The organism is Erwinia sp. GW821-FHT03D09, assembly GCF_059420805.1.
Genome location: NZ_JBWKUK010000018.1, coordinates 50044 through 70493 on the forward strand (window position 1 = coordinate 50044; position 20450 = coordinate 70493).

The window sequence follows — 20450 nt, forward strand, 5'->3', positions numbered from 1 at the left end:
CATGGAACAAAATTCGCTACGGAGCCGCGTTTGGTCGCGATGACTGGTCCGCGTTATACAAGGATGATTGGGGTATTGATGACGGTACCTGGATAGAGGGTGTTTATCGGGAGTTAGAGCCAGTTTGATGTCCACAATAAAAAAATCCACGCAGCCGCGTGGATTTTTCAGTTTTACCAGTCGTTTATAAGATCTGCTGGAACCTCATTAACCAAACCCCATCAACTCACCAACCTCATTCAGCCTCAAACCAGCCTTCACCCCGCATTCCTCCGCGCAGCAATAACCGTATTCAACAGCGGACCAAGCGCCACCAGCGACTCCGGCGACAGAATATCCATATGCTCGCAGGGCAGGCGGTGGATCGTCAGCTCGCGCAGATACGGCGCCCAGCAGGCCGCCACGTCCATGCCTTCCGGCAGCGTTTTGCTGGCAACGAACAGCGTGGCTTCACCGTCGAACCGATCGCTGGTGGCTGCGGACAGTCGTAGCACCGCATCGCGGTAGTTCGCCACGATGCTGCGGAACATCGCCGCTTTCTCCGCCCGTAGCAGCGGATCGCCGTCGTCGATATTGGCGGCCATAAACTCAGCCTCCTCGCGCGCCACTTCCGCCCGGGTTTCCTCTTCCGACGGCGGCGTCCAGTCCTGGCCTTCCGGCGGGTAGGTATCCAGCAGGCCGAGGAACGCCACCTCTTCTCCCATCTGTTGCAGACGCGCCGCCATGCCGTGGGCGAGGGTGCCGCCCAGCGAGTAGCCGAGCAGGTGATACGGCCCCTGCGGCTGCACGCTGCGGATCGTGGCGAGATGGCGATCGCACATCTCATCGATGCTGTCGCAGTTGGCGATCACCCCGTCCGGGCGTGGCGACTGCAGGCCGACAATCGGGAAGTCACCGTCGATGTAACGCATCATTCCCGCATACTGCCAGGCAAAGCCGGAAGCCGGGTGGATGCAGAACAGCGCTGGCCCGGTACCGCTGCGGAACGGCAGGCATTCGCCGTTGGCGCGGCTTTCCGCACCTTCCGCGCTGCCGTCGTCCAGCAGGCGCGCCATTTTCTCCACGCTGCGGGCGGCCATAATCTGACCGATCGACAGCGGGCTGCGGATGCGGCGTTTCAGCTCTGCCGCCAGGCGCATTGCCAGCAGCGAGTGGCCACCGAGCGCGAAGAAGTCGTCATCGGCATGAATTTCATCACGCTCCAGCAGACGGGCGAACAGATCCGCCAGCAGCCGCTCGTGCTCGGTTTCCGGCAACCGTCCGCCGGAGCGTGGGGCCTGCGGCAGCGGCAGGGCCTTGCGATCCAGCTTGCCGTTGGCGCTGAGCGGGAAGCTTTCGGTAAACACATAGCTGACCGGCAGCATATGGGCGGGCAGCCGTTCCGCCAGCTGCTGGTGCAGCCACTCGCTGTCCGGCTGTGCGCCGGGCTCGGCAATCAGCCAGGCCACCAGCTGCCGCGCATCGGCACCGTCGGTGCTCTGGCCGCCAAGCTCGCGGGCGGCAACCACCGCCTGCACCACGCCCGGCAGGGCCAGCAGCGCCTGCTCGATTTCACCCAGCTCGATGCGCTGGCCGCGGATCTTCAGCTGATCGTCGCTGCGGCCGAGGTATTCCACCGCGCCATTATCCAGCCAGCGGGCGATATCGCCGGTGCGGTACATACGTTCACCTGCGGCAAACGGATCGGCGACAAATCGCTGGGCAGTCAGGTCGGCGCGGTGCAGGTAGCCATGTGCCAGCTGTACACCGCTCAGATAGAGATCGCCCGCTACGCCCACCGGCACCGGGCGCAGCAGAGCATCGAGAATGCGCAGCTCGGTGTTCCATACCGGATAGCCGATCGGCACGCCGGCACCCTGGCAGGCGGCCAGCGCGTCGCCGGAAGCCGGATACCCACTGACATCGACGGCGGCTTCGGTCGGACCGTACAGATTGTGCAGCGGTGCGGCAACCCGAGACTGATAGTCGTTCGCCAGATCGCAGGAGAGCGCCTCGCCGCTGCAAAATACCCGGCGCAGCGTGCGGCAGTGCGGGGCATTCGTAGCGCTTTCCAGCGAGGCGGTCCACGCGGCCAGCATCGACGGCACGAAGTGCAGCGTGGTGACGCCGTAATCGTTGATTAAGCGGGTCAGCGCGTCCGGGTCGCGATGTGCATCCGGCGGTGCCATCAGCAGCTGCGCGCCGGTCATCAGCGGCCAGAAGAACTCCCACACCGACACGTCGAAGCTGCACGGCGTTTTCTGCAGCACCACGTCATCCGCCGCCAGCGGGTAAGCATCCTGCATCCACCACAGGCGGTTAACGATCGCCTGATGCCCGACCACCACGCCTTTCGGTCGCCCGGTAGAGCCGGAGGTATACAGCACGTAGGCCGGGCTGTCCGCGCGTGCCGCAGGCAGCGAATGCTGCGGTTCGGCCTCGTCGGCCAGCCGGTCGAAGGTCAGCAGCGTGCCCAGTGCGGCAAAGCGGGATTCCAGCGTGCTTTCGGTGATGGTTAACGCCGGTCGGGCATCTTCCACCATATAACTCAGGCGATCGTCCGGGTAGCCGGTATCCAGCGGCAGCCAGGCCGCGCCGACCTGCACAATCGCGGTCAGCGCCAGGCTCAGGCGCACCGAGCGCGGCAGCGCCACGGCGACCACATCACCCGGCTTAACGCCTGCCGCAATCAGGCGATCCGCCAGCAGTCGTGCCTGCACGCTCATCTGGCGATAGGTCAGACGATGCTCAACGTCCAGCAGCGCCAGCGCGTCCGGCGTGCGGGCGACCTGGCGTGCAATGGCCTGCTGAAGCGTATCGCTGGCAAGCGGATGCACGGTATCGTTGATCTTCGCTATCAGCGCCTGTTCATCCGGCGTTTGCAGCGTCCAGCGGGCCAGCGGGCGATCCGGCTCGGCCACCAGCTGTTCAATCAGCATCAGCAGACGATCGGCCAGGCGCTGCGGATGGGTGACCGCATCGCGATACTCCATCAGCAGCTGTAAGCGTTCGCCCGGCAGCACCAGCAGCGTCAGCGGATAGTGGGTGTAGCCCCGGTTGCCTATCGCCTCACAGCGCAGCCCCTCATGTGGGCGGTGCAGATCGCCGTTATCCGGATAGTTTTCCACCACCAGCAGAGTATCGAACAGCGTCCCGCTGCCCGCCAGCTGCTGCAGCTCCCCCAGACCGAGATCGTCGTGCTCAATCAGCTGGATCTGCTGCGCCTGATGTTCGGCCAGCTGCGCCAGCAGCGGGCGCTGTGCGTCAAATCGTGTGCGTACCGGCAGGGTATTGCTGAACAGGCCGACGTGCTGCTGCTGGCCTTCAATCTGGCCAAAGCGGCCGGAAACCGGGGAGCCAAACACCACGTCCTGATGCCCGCTTTCAATAGCCAGCAGCATGCCCCAGATCCCCTGCATCACGCTGTTCAGCGTCAGGCCGCGCTGGCGGCACAGCGCCAGCAGTCCCTGTTCCAGTTCGGGCTTCAGCAGCAGCAGCCGCTCGTGTACCTCACCCGCATGGGCGTCAGCACCGAACAGCAGAGTGGGGCGCACGTCCTGCAGAACCGACTGCCAGATTTGGCGCGATGCGTCGGCATCGCGCGCGGCCAGCTGGCGGACGATGTCGGCATAGCTGGCCCGGTGCGGCGTCAGCGCCTGCGGTCCGTGATACAGCGCGGTCAGCAGATCGGTCAGAATAACCGGCGTGGACCAGCCGTCCACCACCAGGTGATGAGCGTTCAGCAGCAGGGTGGAGCGCGGCGTATCGCCGTGGCGCACCAGCACCGCATGCAGCATGGTGGGCTGGCTGAACAGGTCGCGCGCCAGCTCGCTTTTCTCCAGCGCCAGCAGCGCGGCGTCTTCCTCTTCCGGCGTCATCTCCGGCAGCGGCTGGCTGTCCAGCGGCCAGCAAGCCTGCTGGGGTTCGATCACGGGGATTAGCTGCAGCGGCTGCAGGGCCTGCTCGCTGTCGAAGCGTGCCGCCAGCTGCGGATGATGGCGCGCCACGGCGTTCAGCGCCGCGCGCAGGCGTTCTTCATCCAGCGGGCCGCTGAAGGTCAGCCGGGTCAGTGAGTTGTAGCTGCCGCTGTCACCGGCGGTCTGGGCGTGGAACAGCAGCCCTTTTTGCAGCGGCAGCAGCGGCAGGATCGCCGCCAGCGGGCCGTGGCGTTTTGCCAGCGCCAGCACATCCGACTGCTCTACGCCCTCCAGAGCGACTTCGGCCGCGACCAGCGTGTCCGCCGCCTGCTGCGGATAGCGGCTGGCGAAGCGGCCCAGCGAGTCGGCGGCGTCGGCGATGCCACCGTGCAGGGCGTCGATATCCTGCTCGCTGAAGACGTCGTGCAGCCAGCCCCAGTTGATCGCCAGCTGCGGTTCGGCAGACTGCTCATCAACAAAGATATTGACCTCCAGCGCGTGCAGCTGTGGCATCTGCGGGTCCTGCCAGACGGCAAAGGCATCGCGGAAGCGCTGACGGGTGCGCTGCGGGGTCCACAGCGCGCTGCCGCTGCTGAAGCGGCCAAGGTAGTTAAACAGCACTTCCGGCGCGTGCCGCTGCGCCAGTTCACGCAGCTGCGGGCCGTGTTCGTCGCTCAGCCAGCACAGCTGACCGAAGCCGATACCGCGATCGTTCACCGCGCGCATCACGCTTTTCACCGAGCGAACGGCATCGCGCAGGTTGCCGGTTTCGCCCTCGTTCAGTGATATCAGCAGCGGATATTCGGCGGTCAGCCAGCCGACGGTGCGGGCCAGATCGCTGTCGCCTTCCAGCTCCGCGCGGCCGTGCGATTCCAGGGTGTAGCGCAGCTCGCTGGCCTCAAAGCGACCAATCAGCGCGAGCGACAGCGTGGAGAGCAGCATCTCTTCGGTGCTGGCGCGATACTGCTGTGGCAGCGTGGTCAGCAGCGCCCGGGTCTGGCTGGCGCTGAGCAGGGTGCGTTTCTCCTTCAGCTCACCGTGGCGATCGCGGGAGGTCAGCGCACGCTGGCCGAGCAACGGCACTGCCGATTGCAGCATGCTTTGCCAGAACGGCAGCTCGGCGGCACGCGCCGGGGTGGTGTTCTTCAGTACGGCGGACCAGTCGTGTAGCGAAGTCTCTTCCGCCGCCAGCTGCGGGGTCTGTCCGGCTATTACCGCCTCGGCGGCCTGGCGCAGTTCGTCGAGCAGTACGCGCCACGACACGCCATCGACCACCAGATGGTGGATGACCAGCACCAGCCCGAAGGTCTGCTGATGATGCTGCAGCAGCACGGCCTGCATCATCACACCGCTGGCCGGATCGAGGCGCTGAACGGCATCGGTATAGGCATCTTCCGCGCAGGCTTCCACCGCCTGATAGATCGGCGCGGTCTGCACCCAGCCGCTGAAACCGGCAGGCTGCGGTTCACCGACCACCAGCTGTTCGTCACGGGTAAAGGCGGCCAGTGCGGGATGCGCCTGCGCCAGTGCCCGCAGCGCCTGCTCCAGCTGCTGCGCCTGAAGTTCCGCAGGCACCTGAAGCCACACGCCGTGGGCAAAGCGCTGATTGATGCCGCCGTGCGCGGCAAAGGCGTGCACGATCGGCAGGCCGTCAACCGGGCCCTGCTGCACCACGCGCTGGATGTTTGCGGTTGCCGTCAGTGGCTCCATACTGTGCGCCATGCGGGCGGCGGTGCGCTGGGCGAAGATATCGCGCGGGCGCAGCAGGTATCCGGCGCGGCGCGCGGCGGTACTCAGCCCCATCGCGGAAATACTGTCGCCGCCGAGCGAGAAGAAGTCGTCATCGGCCCCGGTGCGCTCCATGCCCAGCAGTTCGGCAACGGCCTGGCAGATCAGCATTTCCTGCTCGGTCTGCGGTTCACGCCCTGGCTTAAATACCGCCTGCTGCGGGGCAGGCAGCGCCTGGCGATCGATCTTCCCGTTAACGTTGAGCGGCAGATCCGCCATCACCACCAGCAGCGCCGGAACCATATAATCCGGCAGCGTCACCGCCAGCTGCGCCAGCAGATGCGCGGAGAGATTTTCATCGGCACGCAGGCTGTCGTCCTGTACCGAGCAGTAGCCGATCAGGCGATGGGTGGCCCCGATGGGTTGGGCGATGACGACGGCGGTGCTGACCTCGGCCAGCGCCACCAGCGCGTTTTCCACTTCGCCCAGCTCCACGCGGAAGCCGCGTACTTTAATCTGGTGATCGACACGCCCAATAAACGCCAGCTGGCCGTCGCTGCGCCAGCGCATCAAATCGCCGCTGCGGTACATCACCTCGCCGTCGAGGAACGGGTTAGCCACGAAGCGGGCGGCGGTCAGATCCGGGCGGCGCAGATAGCCGCGGGCGATGCCGGTGCCGGAAATATACAGCTCGCCAACGCTGCCGACCGGCACCTGGCGCAGCTGGTTGTCCAGCAGCCAGACGCGGGTGTTGCCTACCGGGCGGCCAATCACCGGCTGCCCGGAGGCCATCACGCTGGCACCCAGGGTATCAATGGTGTATTCGGACGGGCCGTAATAGTTGTGGATCTCTATTTCCGGATGCTGCTGCATCAGCTTCCACAGCGTTGGGGTTGCCGCCTCGCCGCCGATCATGACAAACGCCGGGCGGTGGTTTTCCGGCTCAAACAGCCCGCTGTCGATCATCTGGCTGAAGAAGGAGGGGGTGATATCCAGCAGATCCACCGGCACCTGCTTCATTTTTTGCAACAGAGCCCAGGCATCGCGGCGCAGCTCTTCGTCGAAGATAGCCAGCTCGCAGCCCATGATCATGCAAAAAATTGGCTCCCACGAGGAGTCAAACGAGAACGAGGCGGTATGCCCGGCGCGCATCCGGCGTGGCTGCGTGCGGTGGAATTTATCGATCGCCGGGCCAAACAGGTTGCTCTGATGCGAAAGGAACAGGTTGAGCAGCCCCTGATGAGTGCTCATCACGCCTTTTGGCCGCCCGGTAGAGCCGGAGGTATAAATCATATAGGCCAGATGTTCGCCGCGCTGGGCTTCACGGCGCTCATCATCACGCACCGCCTCGCCCGAATGCACTGCACACGTGGCCAGTAAGGTGGCATCGTCAATGCAGAAGTGGGGCAGTGGTGGCATCTGTGCCAGGGTGCTGCTGTGGGTTAACAGCAGCTTTGGCTGCGCGTCATCGCACATCAGCGTCAGGCGGTCGCGCGGATAGTCGAGGTCCAGCGGCATATAGGCCGCGCCGCTGGCCAGCACGCCGAAGATCGCCACCAGCGAGTCAACGGAGCGCGGAATGCCGATGGCGACCACGTCTTCCGCGCCCAGGCCGCGGGCAATCAGCTCGCGGGCCAGCTGCATCGCGCGAGCGGAAAGCTCGCCGTAGGTTAAGCTGACGGCACCGCAGGTGACGGCCACGGTATTCGGCTGCTGCGCCACGCGTTTTTGCAGCATCGTGAGGATCGAGACTTCACCGGGCTGAGGCGCAACAGTAATGCCACGTGACCAGTCGTCGATCTGTTGCTGCTCGTGCTCACCGATAAGCGACAGTGTAGCCAGCGGCAGCTGCGGGTTTTCAGCCAGCTGGCGGGCAACATGGGCGATGCGCTCCGCATGCCATTGCAGCATCTGGCGGTCATATTTTTCCGCGCTGGCGACCAGCGTCAGCTGTAGTTCACCCCGCTGGAAGCCGACTTCAAATTCGATATCGTCCACCGGCCCCATCGCCAGCGTATGGCTGACGGCCGGAATGCCGTCGAAGCTCAGCGCATCGTGATAGACCTTCAGGTTGATCACCGGGCCGTACAGCGGTTTGCTGCTGCCCACCAGGCCCAGATCGCGGCGCAGCTGCTCGGCTTCATAGCGCTGATGCCGGCGGACCTGTTTAATTTCCCCCTGCAGGGCGAGGCTGACATCTGCCAGCGTCATCTCCGGCTGGAGTTTCAGCAGCAGCGGCAACACGTTGACCACCGGCCCGGTGGCGGCAAGAGCGGCAGAGCCCATGCGGCGCATAAACGGGAAGCCAACGCTGAAATGATATTCCCCGCTGATGCGTGCCAGCCAGGCGACCAGCAGCGTGCTGGTCAGCTCGGCGGGTGTCAGGCTGGCGGTTTGCGGCTGCCGACTGAAGGCGCTGAACAGCTCGGGCGGCAGCTGCACCTCCTGTTTCAGCGGCGCGGAATCCCGGTTATCGCTGAACGACTCATTCGACAGGGTTATCGCCGCCGGAAAATCCGCGCAGTGCTGCTGCCAGAACAGCGCCGAGCGCTCATACGCCGGAGAGTGCGGATAGTCGAGATATTCGGCCACCACCTCGCCAAAAGAAATAAACGGCGAAGCGGCAGGCGTTTCCTGCGCCTGCAGCGCACGGTAAATTTCGGCAACGCGCCGGGTCAGCGCCTCAAAGCTGAACCCGTCCACCAGCAGATGGTGATAGCGCTGATACCACAGCCAGCCGTCGTCACCGATGCGTATCATCACCTGCCGGTACAGAGGACGTTCGCCGTCGGCGGCGAGATCGGCGGCCAGATCGGCCTGCATCAGATCCTGCGCCGCCTGACGCGGGTCGGCGTGCTGGCTGAAGTCTATCCACTCAACCGGTTCTACCTTCTGTGGCGTACTCCGCAGCGGCAGGGTTTGTACCGGCGTACCGTCTTCTGCCAGGCCAAAACGGGCCTGCACGGTATCGGCTTCCGCCATCGTCTGACGGATGGCGCGATCCAGCGCCTGGCGATCGATGTCGCCGTGCAGTTCACTGTAGTGCGCGACGGCAAAGGTGTTGCTGCGGTGGGCGATCTGGTCTGCGATCCAGATCCCCGGCTGCGCGGCGACCAGCGGATAATCGGCAAAGTCTGCCAGTACTTCGGGGGCAATATGAGTCTCGGACACGGTGACGATTCCTGTCAGCAAAACAAAAAAGGGGGGAACGCGGCGTGCAGGCCCGATCAGCCTGCCTGTTTCAGCGCCGCCGGGCGCATATCCTGCCAGTGCGCTTCGATATAGTTGATGCACTCGGCGCGGCTGTCCGGCCCGGCCACGGTCTGCCAGCCGGGCGGCACCTCGGCAAAGGCGGGCCACAGGCTGTACTGCTGCTGCGCATTCAGCAGCACCAGAAAACTCAGGCTTTCATCGTCAAACGGGTTCTGTTGTTCAGTCATGGTGGGTTCCTGTTTCGGCAGGGTGTTGAGGATCGGTGAAATCGGCCAGCAGCCAGCGCAGGCCGTCAATCAGCCCGCCGCGCCAGCACAGCGAATCGTGGCCGCCGGAGAAAATGCGGAAAAAGGTTTTGTGCCCGGTGGCGACCAGCGCTTCGTGCATCTGCTCGCTGAGCGGCGCCATATCGCCTTCGCGGTTGCCTGCTTCCATAAAAATGGTCAGCCGACTGGCGGGAAGATCGCGCTGAATCAGCCGGGCGGTAAGCCAGCCCATTTCGCGCTGCTTCAGTTCGCCAAAGTGGCGGATCAGCTGCATATTCGGCCACCAGAAGGAACCGGACTGGCTGAGCACGCGCCCAAAGCGGTGCGGGCGGTGCAGTCCGGCATAGGTGGCCGCCAGCCCGCCGTAGCTCTGGCCGGTGACCACGGTGCGATCGGCTTCTTCGCTGAACGGCGTATAGCCACGTGCCAGCGGCAGCAGTTCTTCTTCTACCGCCTGCCAGAAGGCGGGGCTGCACGGTAGCTCTTTCTCGCGCCACTCCATATTGATGACGTCAATAAACAGCCAGGCCGCCGCCGGGAAATGATTGCTCTCGGTTTCGCTGTCCAGCGCGCTGAACAACGGGCTGCCTTCCGCCCAGTTCTGGCCGTCGAGGATGAGCACCAGCGGGCGGGTTTCCGGCGTAGCGGTATGCCCGGTTGTGTAAAGCCAGATGCGCCGCTCGTTGCCCAGCAGATCGCTTTGCCAGGTGAACTGCTGCAGGCGGCTGGCGTCCGCCAGCGGCGTATGGCCGGAATCCAGCAGATGCCATGAAGACTGATCCGGTGCGCCCGGCATATGGGCGGCGGAGAGCGGATGATGGCGGCTGTTAAAGTGCGGTGCACTGTGGTTCAGCGGATCGGAAATGGCGAACGGGAACAGCGATATCCACCACTCGCGCTGCTGGCGGGCGCGGGTTTCCACGTCGCTGCTAAAAGCGGGAGGAAGCTGGGCGGCGCCCACCGGGATCAGACTGTAGCTGCCGCGCCACTGCGGATCGATCTCCGTTGACCAGTACCAGACATCGGTACCCGGGACGCGATGCAGGCTCTGCGGCTGCGGGCTGTGGTGGTCGGTGACGCAGTTAATATCGGCATACACCTGGCGCACCGGGGACTGCGATTCATGGCCGGCCGGATCGCGCCAGAAGTAGCTCATTTTGACCAGGTCTGCGGAATACTCTTCCACCAGCGGCGTGCCGATATGCGCCAGCTCCTGCCACCAGCTCTCTTCACCCACGTTTTCCATTGCTAGCAATGCTGCTGCACTTCCGTACGGCTGGCGTTGGGGGCGTGGCCACATCTTTTTCATCACGAATATTTTCCTTTGATTACATTGTGTTACTTAAGCTTAATCTTTCTCAGTACGCTTAGATTAAATAACGCTAATGCAAATATTATTGAGAACAATTTGCATTTGCAATAAGATGATACCCAACTTTCCAGGGGATGACGGTAAGTTACGTAGAGATAACGGTTTTCTCCTGGAAGGAGTGTGGAAAAGTACCGTCAGTCGCAGTGGCAAACGGGCTTTCTTTCTTCGTCGCGCTTATCAATTTTGCTGACAGCCGCGGCTTTACGGGGATTCCCCTGAAAAGTTGTTTCGGATGAGAGAACTGAACATGTTCAAAAAGATTATAAAACAGGCAGGACCAGGCCTGGCAATACCCTCTGAAAAACCTTCCATGCGTATTTTACTGGCTTCCTCTCTGTTAATGCTGCCGCTGGCCCATGCCGCCGCAGAGAACACCCTTACGGTGACCGCAGAGAACCGTGAAAGCGTCACCTCCCCCTTAAAAGGCGTGGTGGCGAAAGAGAGCGCCGCCGGAACCAAGACCGGCACGCCTTTGCGCAAAACGCCGCAATCGATTTCGGTGGTCACCCGCGAGCAGATGGACGACCAGGCGTTTGAGTCGGTTGCCGATGCGCTGAGCTACACCAGCGGCGTGGTGACCAACTATCGCGGCAACTCCAACCGTAACGACGAAGTGATCAGCCGCGGCTTCCGCTATGCGCCGAAGCTGCTGGACGGCCTGCACTCCGGCCTTTCCAGCTCCAGCAGCGGAGCAGGGCAGATCGACCCGTGGCTGTTAGAGCGCGTGGAAATGGTCCACGGCCCGGCGGGTGTGCTGTACGGTCAGGTCAGCCCCGGCGGCCTGCTGATGATGACCAGCAAGCGCCCGACGGCGGAAAGCATTCATGAAGTGAAGCTGAGCACCGGTAACCATCACCTGGGCGAAGCGGCATTTGATTTCGGCGGTAAGCTGAACGATGACAACACGCTGTTCTACCGCCTGAACGGCATTGCCAGCACCAGGAATGAAACGGTGAAGCACAATAAGCAGCAGCGCTGGGCGATTGCGCCCGCGATCACCTGGCTGCCGAATGCCGATACCAGCTTCACCTTGCTGACCAGCTACCAGAACGATCCAAAGGCCGGGTCGCGCAACTTCCTGCCGATGGCGGGCACGTTGAAAAATACCAGCGTCGGCTACCTGCCGTATGATTTCAACATCAACGACCAGAGTTACTACGGCAACAAGCGTGAGCAGGCCTCCATGGGTTACGAGCTGGATCATAACTTCAATGAGGCGCTCTCCTTCCAGCAGAACCTGCGCTACACCCACCGTGATGAAGACTATAAATATATGGTCTACACCACCAGTTCCAGCGTGAACGACCACACCATCAATCGTCGCCCGCAGCAGGAAACGGCGATGGCCAACGAATTCGGCGTGGATAACCACCTGAAGGGCGTGTTCGACACCGGCGAAGTCAGCCATACCGTGCTTGGCGGTCTGGACTACCGCTGGAGCCGCGTGGCCAGTACGCTGTCGCGTCATACGTCTGACAAGTACCAGCTTGACTGGGCCAACCCGACCAGCGTTGAGGTGAACAACGCCGATATCGCACTGACCACCAGCAGCGTTAAGCAGCTGCATCAGGTTGGACTGTATTTGCAGGATCAGCTGGAGTGGGATAACTGGAACCTGGTGCTGTCCGGCCGTAACGACTGGTCGCAGACCCGCACTATCAACCGCATCAGCGGATCGGACGTTACCCAGAACGACAGCAAGCTCACCGGACGCGCGGGGCTGCTTTACGCCTTTGATAACGGCCTGTCGCCGTACATCAGCTACAGCACCTCGTTTGAACCGAACCTGAGCACCGGCGCGCCGGGTACCGATCCGTTCAAGCCCACCACCGGCGAACAGACGGAAGTTGGGCTGAAGTTCCAGCCGGTCGGCAGCGATACGGTGATGACCGTTTCCTGGTTCGACATCAATCAGAAGAACATCACCTCCTATAACAGCACCACCGGCTACAACGAGCAGATCGGTAAGGTGAATTCGCAGGGTGTGGAAACGGAAATTCACGCGCAGCCGATCCCGGAAGTGAAGCTAATCGCCGCCTATACCTACACCGATGCGGTGACCAAAGAAACCTATACCACCACACAGCTGGGCCATACACCGGCCAGTATTCCGCGCCATGCGGCATCGGCATGGGGCAGCTACAGCTTCCTGAACGGTCCGCTGAGCGGCTTCACCGTTGGGGCGGGCGTACGTTACGTGGGCGATGCACCAGCAGACTCCACCGGCACAGACGAGGTTCCGCATTACACCCTGTACGATGCGATGGTGAAGTATGAGCTGGGCCATGCTGTCCCTTCACTGGAGGGCACTACCGTACAGCTGAACGTGCAGAACCTGACCGACGAACGCTATGTTGCCTCGTGCAGCAATACCGAAGCCTGCTTCTACGGTACCGACCGTACCGTAGTCGCCTCGGTTAATTACCGCTGGTAAAACGCGTCGGGTCGCCGCACCGGCACTATTTCCGTCAACGTTTCCGGCTATGTTTTCACGACATGTCCGGGAAATATCCGGCTAACGCTGAGCCTTCGCCAGCGGACTCTTTAATCATCCCTCTGCCACCCATTCGGGTGGCATTTTTTTTACTACTGGTTTTTTTGATCGTTTCCTGCGCGATTTGGCTATTATTGCTGCAAATGATAATGGCATTGAGAATTATTTCTATTTGCAATAATATGCACCACAGCTTTGACAGGGAAATCGCTAACTCGATATGCAGTAAGGGTTTTCGTGCCATCGCCATAACAAGAACCACAGCCGAACAAGGCTGATGAGATCTGTGATAGCGGCCGTGATGTCTGTTTTAACGATAACTTCCCGGCCGGACTGGTGTTTTTTTGGCAAGCAGTTCCTGAATGGATGAAGAGATATGTTCAGTACCGTTAACAAACAAGCAAGACCAGGCTTTGCAGTACGTTCAGATAAAAACACAATGCGCCTGCTGCTGGCATCCAGCCTGCTGGTGGTTCCGATGGCTCACTCTGCGACCGCCACGGAAAATACGCTGACCGTAACGGCACAGACTCAGGAAAGCGTGACTGCACCACTGAAAGGCGTGGTGGCAAAAGAGAGTTCCGCCGGGACCAAAACCGATACCCCGTTACGTAAAACCCCGCAGTCGATCTCCGTGGTGACCCGCGATCAGATGGATCAGCAGGAGCCGGCCTCCGTTGCTGATGCGCTGGCTTACACCAGCGGCGTGGTGACGACCTACCGCGGTAACTCCAACCGAAATGATGAAGTGATCAGCCGCGGTTTCCGCTACGCGCCGAAGCTGCTGGACGGCCTGCATTTCGGGCTTTCCAGCCAGAACGGTGGGGCGGGGCAGTTTGATCCCTGGCTATTGGAACGCGTAGAGATGGTGCACGGCCCGGCAGGCGTGCTGTACGGCCAGGTTAGCCCCGGCGGCGTGGTGGTGATGACCAGCAAGCGCCCGACCGCGCAGGAGATCCGCGAAGTTAAGCTGAGCAGCGGTAACCGTCACCTGGCGGAAGCGGCGTTTGACTTCGGCGGCAAGCTGAACGACGACAACACGCTGTTCTATCGTCTGAACGGCATCGGCAGCACCAAACACGAATTCGTGAAGGACAACAAGCAGGAACGCGTTGCAATTGCCCCGGCGCTGACCTGGCTACCAAACGAAGACACCAGCCTCACCCTGTTAACCAGCTACCAGAACGATCCGAAAGCCGGTTCGCGCAACTTCCTGCCGCGCGCAGGTACGCTGTACTCCACCAGCGTCGGCTATGTGCCCTACGACTTCAACGTCAGTGAATCGAACTACGATAAGTCGAAGCGCGAACAGGCCTCCATCGGTTATAACTTCGACCATAACTTCAACGATGCGGTGTCGTTCACCCAGAACCTGCGCTTTACCCACCGCGATGAAGATTATAAATATCTGGTGTATAACGTCATTGCCCCGACCAACGACCATACGCTGACTCGCATGGCGCAGCACGAATCGCAGCTGACCAATGAATTCGGCGTGGATAACCAGCTAAAAGGCGTGTTTGATACCGGCGCGGTGAAACATACCGTACTGGGCGGGCTGGACTACCGCTACAGCCATATCAATTCGAAGATGTATCGCGACCGTAACAGCGACTACCCGATCGACTGGGCCAATCCGAGCCATACCGATATTGATACCAGCAAGCTGTCGCTGGTCTCCAGCGATCAAAAAACTCTGAACCAGGTTGGCGTCTACGTACAGGATCAGCTGGAATGGAACGACTGGAACCTGCTGCTTTCCGGCCGCCACGACTGGTCGCAGGTCAATACTCGCGATAATACCTCCGGCGGGTCTGAGGTCAGCTATAACGACAATCAGTTCACCGGACGTGCGGGCCTGCTGTACGCCTTCGACAACGGTATTTCACCGTACGTCAGCTACAGCACTTCGTTTGAACCGACCCTTTACCAGGGCGAACCGGGTAGCCCGGCGATGAAGCCAACCACCGGCAAGCAGACCGAAGTGGGCGTGAAGTATCAGATCCCGGACAGCAACACCCTTCTGACGCTTTCCTGGTTCGATATCACCCAGAAGAATGTGGCCTCGTTTAACCGCACCACTTTCTTCTACGATCAGATCGGTAAAGTGAAGTCTCAGGGGGTGGAAGCGGAAGTTCACGCGCAGCCAACGCCGGAAATCGCGCTGACTGCGGCTTATTCCTATACAGATGTGGAAACCAAAGACTTGCCAACCGCCGCTGAAATCGGCCACAGCCCGGCGGCTATCCCGCGCCACGCTGCGTCTGCCTGGGGTACCTACAGCTTCCAGCATGGCGTGCTGAACGGTCTGTCCGTCGGTACCGGCGTACGCTACATCGGCACCGCGCCGGGTGATGCCATCGGTGAGTACTATGTTCCGCACTACACGCTGTACGATGCAATGGTGAAATATGACCTTGGCCAGGCCACGTCATCCCTGCGCGGCACCACCTTACAGGTGAACGTACAGAACCTGAGCGATAAGAAATACGTTTCCTCCTGTAGCGGCGAGGATGCCTGCTTCTACGGCGTGGGCCGTACCATTATCGCCTCGGTTGACTACCGCTGGTAAGCCGCGGGGCTGAAGCATCAGTACTGCTGTACGGCACCCTCGAGCCGCTGTCTGAGTTGCAGACAGCGGCTTTTTTATTGCGAGCGGTGTCATGATTTCTGATCGTTGAACCGATCACAATTGAAGTATCCCCAAGTTGAGGATAATCTCTGCCCGGGAAGGATAGGGAGATCTATGAATGCAATATTTATTCAGCTTGCCGTATTTCAAAAGTATCGGCCTGCATATCTGAGTGATGAGAGTTATTGCCGTTTACAGCAGAGGCTGATGGCGTACCCGGAAAAGGGGGATCGTATTCCTGATACAGGGGGCTGCGAAAGGTCAGATTCAGGGATGAGAGGCGGCTCAAAGGTTCGCGCGGCGGCATCAGCGTTATCTGTTATTGGTTGGCGGGCGATGGGCAATTCATCCTTTTTACGCTGTACGATAAAGACCAGGCTGGCGATCTGACTAAACAGCAGCGCGATGCGCTGGCAAAAGCGTTAACGGCACTGCAGCAAGGACTGAGACATGACTGAACGCAATGTGTTTGACGAACTGATGCAGGGGATGGATGAACTGGTCGCGCACCAGAAAGGGAAAGTCACCCTGAAAACCTACAAAGTGACAAAACGCCCGCCTGTGACGATTGAGCCGGACGAACTCAAACGCGTTCGGGAAACATTGAATATATCGCAGGCGGTTTTTGCTCACTGCCTTCACACCGGCGAAACAACCTATCAAAACTGGGAGCAGGGAAGGGCTAAACCTAATGCTCAGGCCGTTTTGCTGATTCGTATGGTGCAGCAAAATCCGGATACGCTGCGCACGCTGGCGGCACTGTAATGTAATGCACCGGGTCAGTGATTCTTTCGCTATAAAAATCCTACGATAACTTCGTCAACCCGCGATTGCCCGGCTTAAAGCCGCGCCACTTAACCAGAAGAAAACGGCATGAAACATATCACCCTTAGCGGCGACAACTATCAGATTGGCTCTCAGCTTGGCGAACTGGGCAGCGATGCTTACCTGCGCGAAGTGCGTGCTACCGCGCTGTGGAGCCACACCAGCGCGCTGAAAAACAGCGACAGGCTGCAGGCCATGCAGCAACAGGTTCAGCAGCGTTTTCCCTTGCTGTGGCAGGAACTCCGCGGCCTGGCGGACGGTTTGCAGGCACCGTTAGATGAGGTGTTTGCCTGGAACTGTCGCGGCGACCTGCTGCCGTCTACGTCCGACGGCTGTACCACCGTCACCGGTTTTACCGACGCGGGCGAACCGCTGATCGCACATAACGAAGACGGTTTCCCTCAGCTGCGTGAACACTGCGGCATCGTCACTGTGCGGCCCGAACAGGGGCTGGCGTTTACCAGCTTTTTCTATCCCGGTTCAATCTGCGGCCACACCGTGGCGGTCAACGAGCGCGGGCTGGTGAATACGGTAAACAATATTCGCGCCGCCGAACGCCCGCTGGGATTGCCACGGCAGATCCTGGCGCGTGCGGCGCTGGATGCGGCCACGCTTGATGAAGCGGTCACGATCCTCACTTCACAGCCGCGCGGCGGGGCGTTTCATCACAGCCTGGCGCAGTGCGGCGACGCGCGGATCGTCAGCGTAGAGGCCACCGGCACGGCGCAACATGTGCAGATTAACCATCGTCGCTACGGCCATGCCAACCATCTGGTTCACCCGGCAATGGCAGCCGTTTCACAGATCGTGACCGGCAGTTCGGCCAGCCGCCAGCAGCGCCTGCAACAGTGGCTGACCGAAGGTGAAGCCCAGCCGTTGAACCCGGCCCAGGCCCTGACCATCCTCAATGATAATCAGCACGCTGACCTGCCGATCCTGCGCCTGGACCCGGCCGATCCCGATGAAGAAAATACCCTGGCGACGGCGATTTTCGTTATCGGCGCAAGTCAGGTGAACTGGACGCTGTTTACCGACGATCGCCAGCGCGCCAGTCTCTTCGGTCAGCAGCCCTGAAGTCAGCACAGAACCTGTCAGCTCTCTTTTTGAGCAAATAAATCGGCTGCGTTTTGCGGCCGATCACAGATTGCCGCCTGATGCGGTGAAAAACTCTCCCCGGGCATTAATCTGATAAAAAATCGCTGCTTATCCGTGATGATTGGCTGGCCCCCGGGCCTGCATCGCCGTCGCAATTCAGTGTATGATATCGGTCGCTTCAGCAGCGGTTATCCCCGGCCGTCTGTGCTGCTACAGGAGAAACATCCGTGAATCAGAGCCAGCGCGAACATATTGCCACGGTGATGGCCAGTATCAGCAACCGCGCAACGTCGTTGCCTGCCAGGCCGGACGACAGGGCGGTACGCTGTTCCTTGATGAAATCGGCGATATGCCGCTGGAGATGCAGACCCGCCTGCTGCGGATGCTGGCCGAGCAGGAGGTGCTGCCGGTAGGCGCGAGCCGCCCGGTGCCGGTGGATGTGCGGGTGATTTCGGCTTCGCATCATGCGCTCGATCGGCCGGTGGCCGAGGGGCGTTTCCGCACCGATCTGTTTTACCGTTTACAGGGGGCGCGCATCACTCTGCCGCCGCTGCGCCAGCGTAGCGATCTCGACTGGCTGATTGATAAGCTGCTGGCGGGAAGGGTAGAGATGAGCGCTGCCGCGCGTCGGCGTCTGCATCAGCATGGCTGGCCCGGTAATCTGCGCGAGCTGAATAACGCGCTGGATTATGCCGCGGCGGTGTGCGACGGCGGTCGTATTGAGGTGGGCGATTTGCCGGAGGGGCTGGCATCACCTGCTGCGCCGGGGCAGGCGACGGCGGGATTGCCTCAGTCTTCTGGCGATATCGATATTGAATCTTTGTCGCATTCTGCCGTTGTGCCATTAGCGCCGACGCATGCCGCATTTGCCGACGCGGCTCTGCCGCCTGAGGCACAGCTGCTGGTGCAGTATCTGCGTGCGGCGCGCTGGAATCACAGTGCGGTAGCGCGGTAGATGGGGATCAGTCGTATGACGCTTTATCGCCGGATGCAGCGATTTGGGATTCAGTCGCCGGTGAATGAGGGATGAGTGCTGTCGCCCGTAACGGGCGGCGTCGCCCCCTAACGATCTGGTCGGAGATTATCGGCCCGGCAGACTGGACATCGCCGGTCTGTCATGCTGTGTTTAGGAAGTAGCGTTCATGCAGGCTGCGTATCTTTGCGATATCGGAATCCTGCGAAGAAAACTGCAACCCGTTACATTGGGCGGTAGCGAAGTGAAAAATATCAAATTTACGCTTTTCCAGATTACGTGGCTGGGCGCCAGGCTGCGCGGCCTCCCAGCTGTCAAAGCGAAACAGATTTGCCGAAAGTTCCGAAACCTGCTGAGTAATGTCCAGTTCCGGGAACTGATTCAGGATCTGACGTAACTGTTCGAATTGCTGGTTCTGCTGCCAACCAATCCCACGCAATACTTCATAACGTATCAACGGTGTGATCACCAGCACCGTATCTGGTTCGGTGAGCAGGGCTGCAATGCTGGCTTTTGCCTGGGCTTTTTTCTCGGCGGAGGTAGTGCCCTGCTCATCAAAAGCGGCAATCAGCAGGTTCGCATCCAGCAGGACTTTATGGGCCATCAATTACCCCCCTGCTGATTGAGTAGCTGCAGTAGCTGTCGCTTGGCGTCGGCCTGCTGATCGGCATGGCTGCTTTCGATTTTCTGCTGATTGATATCGATGTTAAAAACATCTTTTAAAATATCGGCGAGTGCGGCTTTGTTGGGGGCGGCTATTTTACTGGTTTTAACCACGCCATCACTGTCCCGGTAAAGTTTATAGGCTTCCCCCTCCTGCAGCTGGGACAACACGATCGAGGAGTGGGTGGTGATATAAAACGTGGTGTTCGGGAAAAGTGTTATTAACAGTGGGATAATCGTTGCCTGCCAGCTGAGATGCAGGTGGCTCTCGATTTCATCGATGAGCACAATGCCTTTGACGTGCTGAATATTGGCTTCATTGGTAAAGTAGCCGTAACCAGAAACGATGGCCTGGATCAGTTTAACGATGGAGGCAAATCCCGAACTAAGCTCGAAAAGCGCTCTTTTCTGCCCTTCAATGCGCAGGCTGACCCGGTTGTTGCCGCTGATTTCCAGAAAATCCGGGTCGATACGGCCGTCAATCTGGTGCAATATTTTTACCACGGTGTCGATCTCGAAGCCGCGGTTATCTTCTTTTTTCTGGTACGGATTAGAGGATTGCGCCAGGGTGACAAACCACTCTTCGATCCCTGCATCCATACCCATTGAACCGAAGTTGTGCTGCATTTTATCAATGACAGATGAAATGTGTTTTCCTCTCCGGTCATCCAGATTACCCAACGCTTTTAACTCAGGGTTTTTATCTACAACAGAACCACGGAACTGTGCGCCAAGAAACAGAACAGGTAAATTATTATTCAGATCAGAAAATAAACCCGGTATACCAAGAGGACCGGTTTTGTCACTGTTATCCAACGTTATAGATTTTCCGGACGCCATGCTGGTAAATTTATTAAATCTGAACTGCACCATTCCCAGAAAGGGTAAGTGGTTTTTAACCAGGGAATTGCTAAAAAACAGCACCTGAAACAGCGCCTCAAGAGTTTTCGTTTTCCCCACCCCATTAGCACCGATAAAGGTATAAACCTGCCTGTCCGGTTCCAGCATCAGCTGCACGCGTCCAACCCCGGTGAGCCCTTCAAATTCTGACTGTTCGATGAACATGATCGACGCCCTTAATTACGGTTAACAAGGTGATATTAAGTGAGTGTATCCATTATGGATCTGGCTGGCAAACCGGGGAAGACGCTGGAAGAGATCGGCGTACTAATCCTCATTACTAACGCCACACCACCGCTTTACACCTGTCCACTCAACCACATACCGAACAGGTGACAGCTGTAACACCTCCCCACCCGCGATCGCCATCGCCGTATTAATAACCATCTGAAT

The 20450-nt window shown here is 60.0% G+C and carries 12 protein-coding genes and 1 pseudogene; 7 read left to right on the forward strand and 6 right to left on the reverse strand.

Going from position 1 to position 20450, the window contains the following annotated elements:
• Positions 1-257 precede the first annotated feature (257 nt).
• The 3 genes from AC07U6_RS17700 to fes are packed head-to-tail and all read right to left on the reverse strand — an operon-like array spanning position 258 to position 10412.
• Entirely contained in the window at positions 258-8795 is an 8538-nt protein-coding gene (locus tag AC07U6_RS17700; protein WP_494763043.1) for an amino acid adenylation domain-containing protein, read from the reverse strand.
• 56 nt (positions 8796-8851) lie between these two features.
• Positions 8852-9064, reverse strand: a complete 213-nt coding sequence (locus AC07U6_RS17705) for an MbtH family protein (RefSeq protein WP_494763042.1) — start codon at positions 9062-9064, stop codon at positions 8852-8854.
• Positions 9057-10412, reverse strand: a complete 1356-nt coding sequence (gene fes, locus AC07U6_RS17710) for an enterochelin esterase (RefSeq protein WP_494763041.1) — start codon at positions 10410-10412, stop codon at positions 9057-9059. Before fes ends, AC07U6_RS17705 begins: the two co-directional genes overlap by 8 nt.
• Positions 10413-10785: 373 nt before the next feature.
• On the opposite strand from fes, the gene AC07U6_RS17715 reads away from it, so the two are divergent.
• Entirely contained in the window at positions 10786-12909 is a 2124-nt protein-coding gene (locus AC07U6_RS17715; RefSeq protein WP_494763040.1) for a TonB-dependent siderophore receptor, read from the forward strand.
• A 55-nt stretch (positions 12910-12964) separates the two neighbouring features.
• Here the strand turns inward: AC07U6_RS17715 and AC07U6_RS17720 are convergent, their stop codons facing one another.
• Complete coding sequence (locus AC07U6_RS17720) at positions 12965-13219, reverse strand: hypothetical protein (RefSeq protein WP_494763039.1); 255 nt, start codon at positions 13217-13219, stop codon at positions 12965-12967.
• A gap of 126 nt (positions 13220-13345) precedes the next feature.
• Here AC07U6_RS17720 and AC07U6_RS17725 point away from each other — a divergent pair, with 126 nt between their 5' ends.
• The 5 genes and pseudogenes from AC07U6_RS17725 to AC07U6_RS17745 all read left to right on the forward strand — a co-directional run.
• The gene (locus tag AC07U6_RS17725; protein WP_494763038.1) at positions 13346-15541 is read left to right on the forward strand and encodes a TonB-dependent siderophore receptor; all 2196 of its coding nucleotides are present in this window, start codon (positions 13346-13348) and stop codon (positions 15539-15541) included.
• Between the two features lie 174 nt (positions 15542-15715).
• Positions 15716-15991, forward strand: coding sequence for a hypothetical protein (locus tag AC07U6_RS17730; protein ID WP_494763037.1), 276 nt, complete (start codon positions 15716-15718; stop codon positions 15989-15991).
• A 60-nt stretch (positions 15992-16051) separates the two neighbouring features.
• Positions 16052-16366, forward strand: a complete 315-nt coding sequence (locus AC07U6_RS17735; protein WP_494763036.1) for a helix-turn-helix domain-containing protein — start codon at positions 16052-16054, stop codon at positions 16364-16366.
• A gap of 108 nt (positions 16367-16474) precedes the next feature.
• On the forward strand, positions 16475-17500 hold the full coding sequence (locus tag AC07U6_RS17740; RefSeq protein WP_494763035.1) for a C45 family autoproteolytic acyltransferase/hydrolase: 1026 nt from the start codon (positions 16475-16477) through the stop codon (positions 17498-17500).
• Between the two features lie 337 nt (positions 17501-17837).
• Positions 17838-18551, forward strand: a pseudogene (locus AC07U6_RS17745) (sigma-54-dependent Fis family transcriptional regulator); the annotation flags it as partial.
• Positions 18552-18636: 85 nt separating this feature from the next.
• Here the strand turns inward: AC07U6_RS17745 and AC07U6_RS17750 are convergent.
• The gene (locus AC07U6_RS17750) at positions 18637-19098 is read right to left on the reverse strand and encodes a type II toxin-antitoxin system VapC family toxin (protein ID WP_494763034.1); all 462 of its coding nucleotides are present in this window, start codon (positions 19096-19098) and stop codon (positions 18637-18639) included.
• Positions 19098-20222, reverse strand: a complete 1125-nt coding sequence (locus AC07U6_RS17755; RefSeq protein WP_494763033.1) for an AAA family ATPase — start codon at positions 20220-20222, stop codon at positions 19098-19100. Before AC07U6_RS17755 ends, AC07U6_RS17750 begins: the two co-directional genes overlap by 1 nt.
• A gap of 39 nt (positions 20223-20261) precedes the next feature.
• On the opposite strand from AC07U6_RS17755, the gene AC07U6_RS17760 reads away from it, so the two are divergent.
• Positions 20262-20393, forward strand: a complete 132-nt coding sequence (locus tag AC07U6_RS17760; RefSeq protein WP_494763032.1) for a hypothetical protein — start codon at positions 20262-20264, stop codon at positions 20391-20393.
• The last annotated feature ends 57 nt before the right edge of the window (positions 20394-20450 follow it).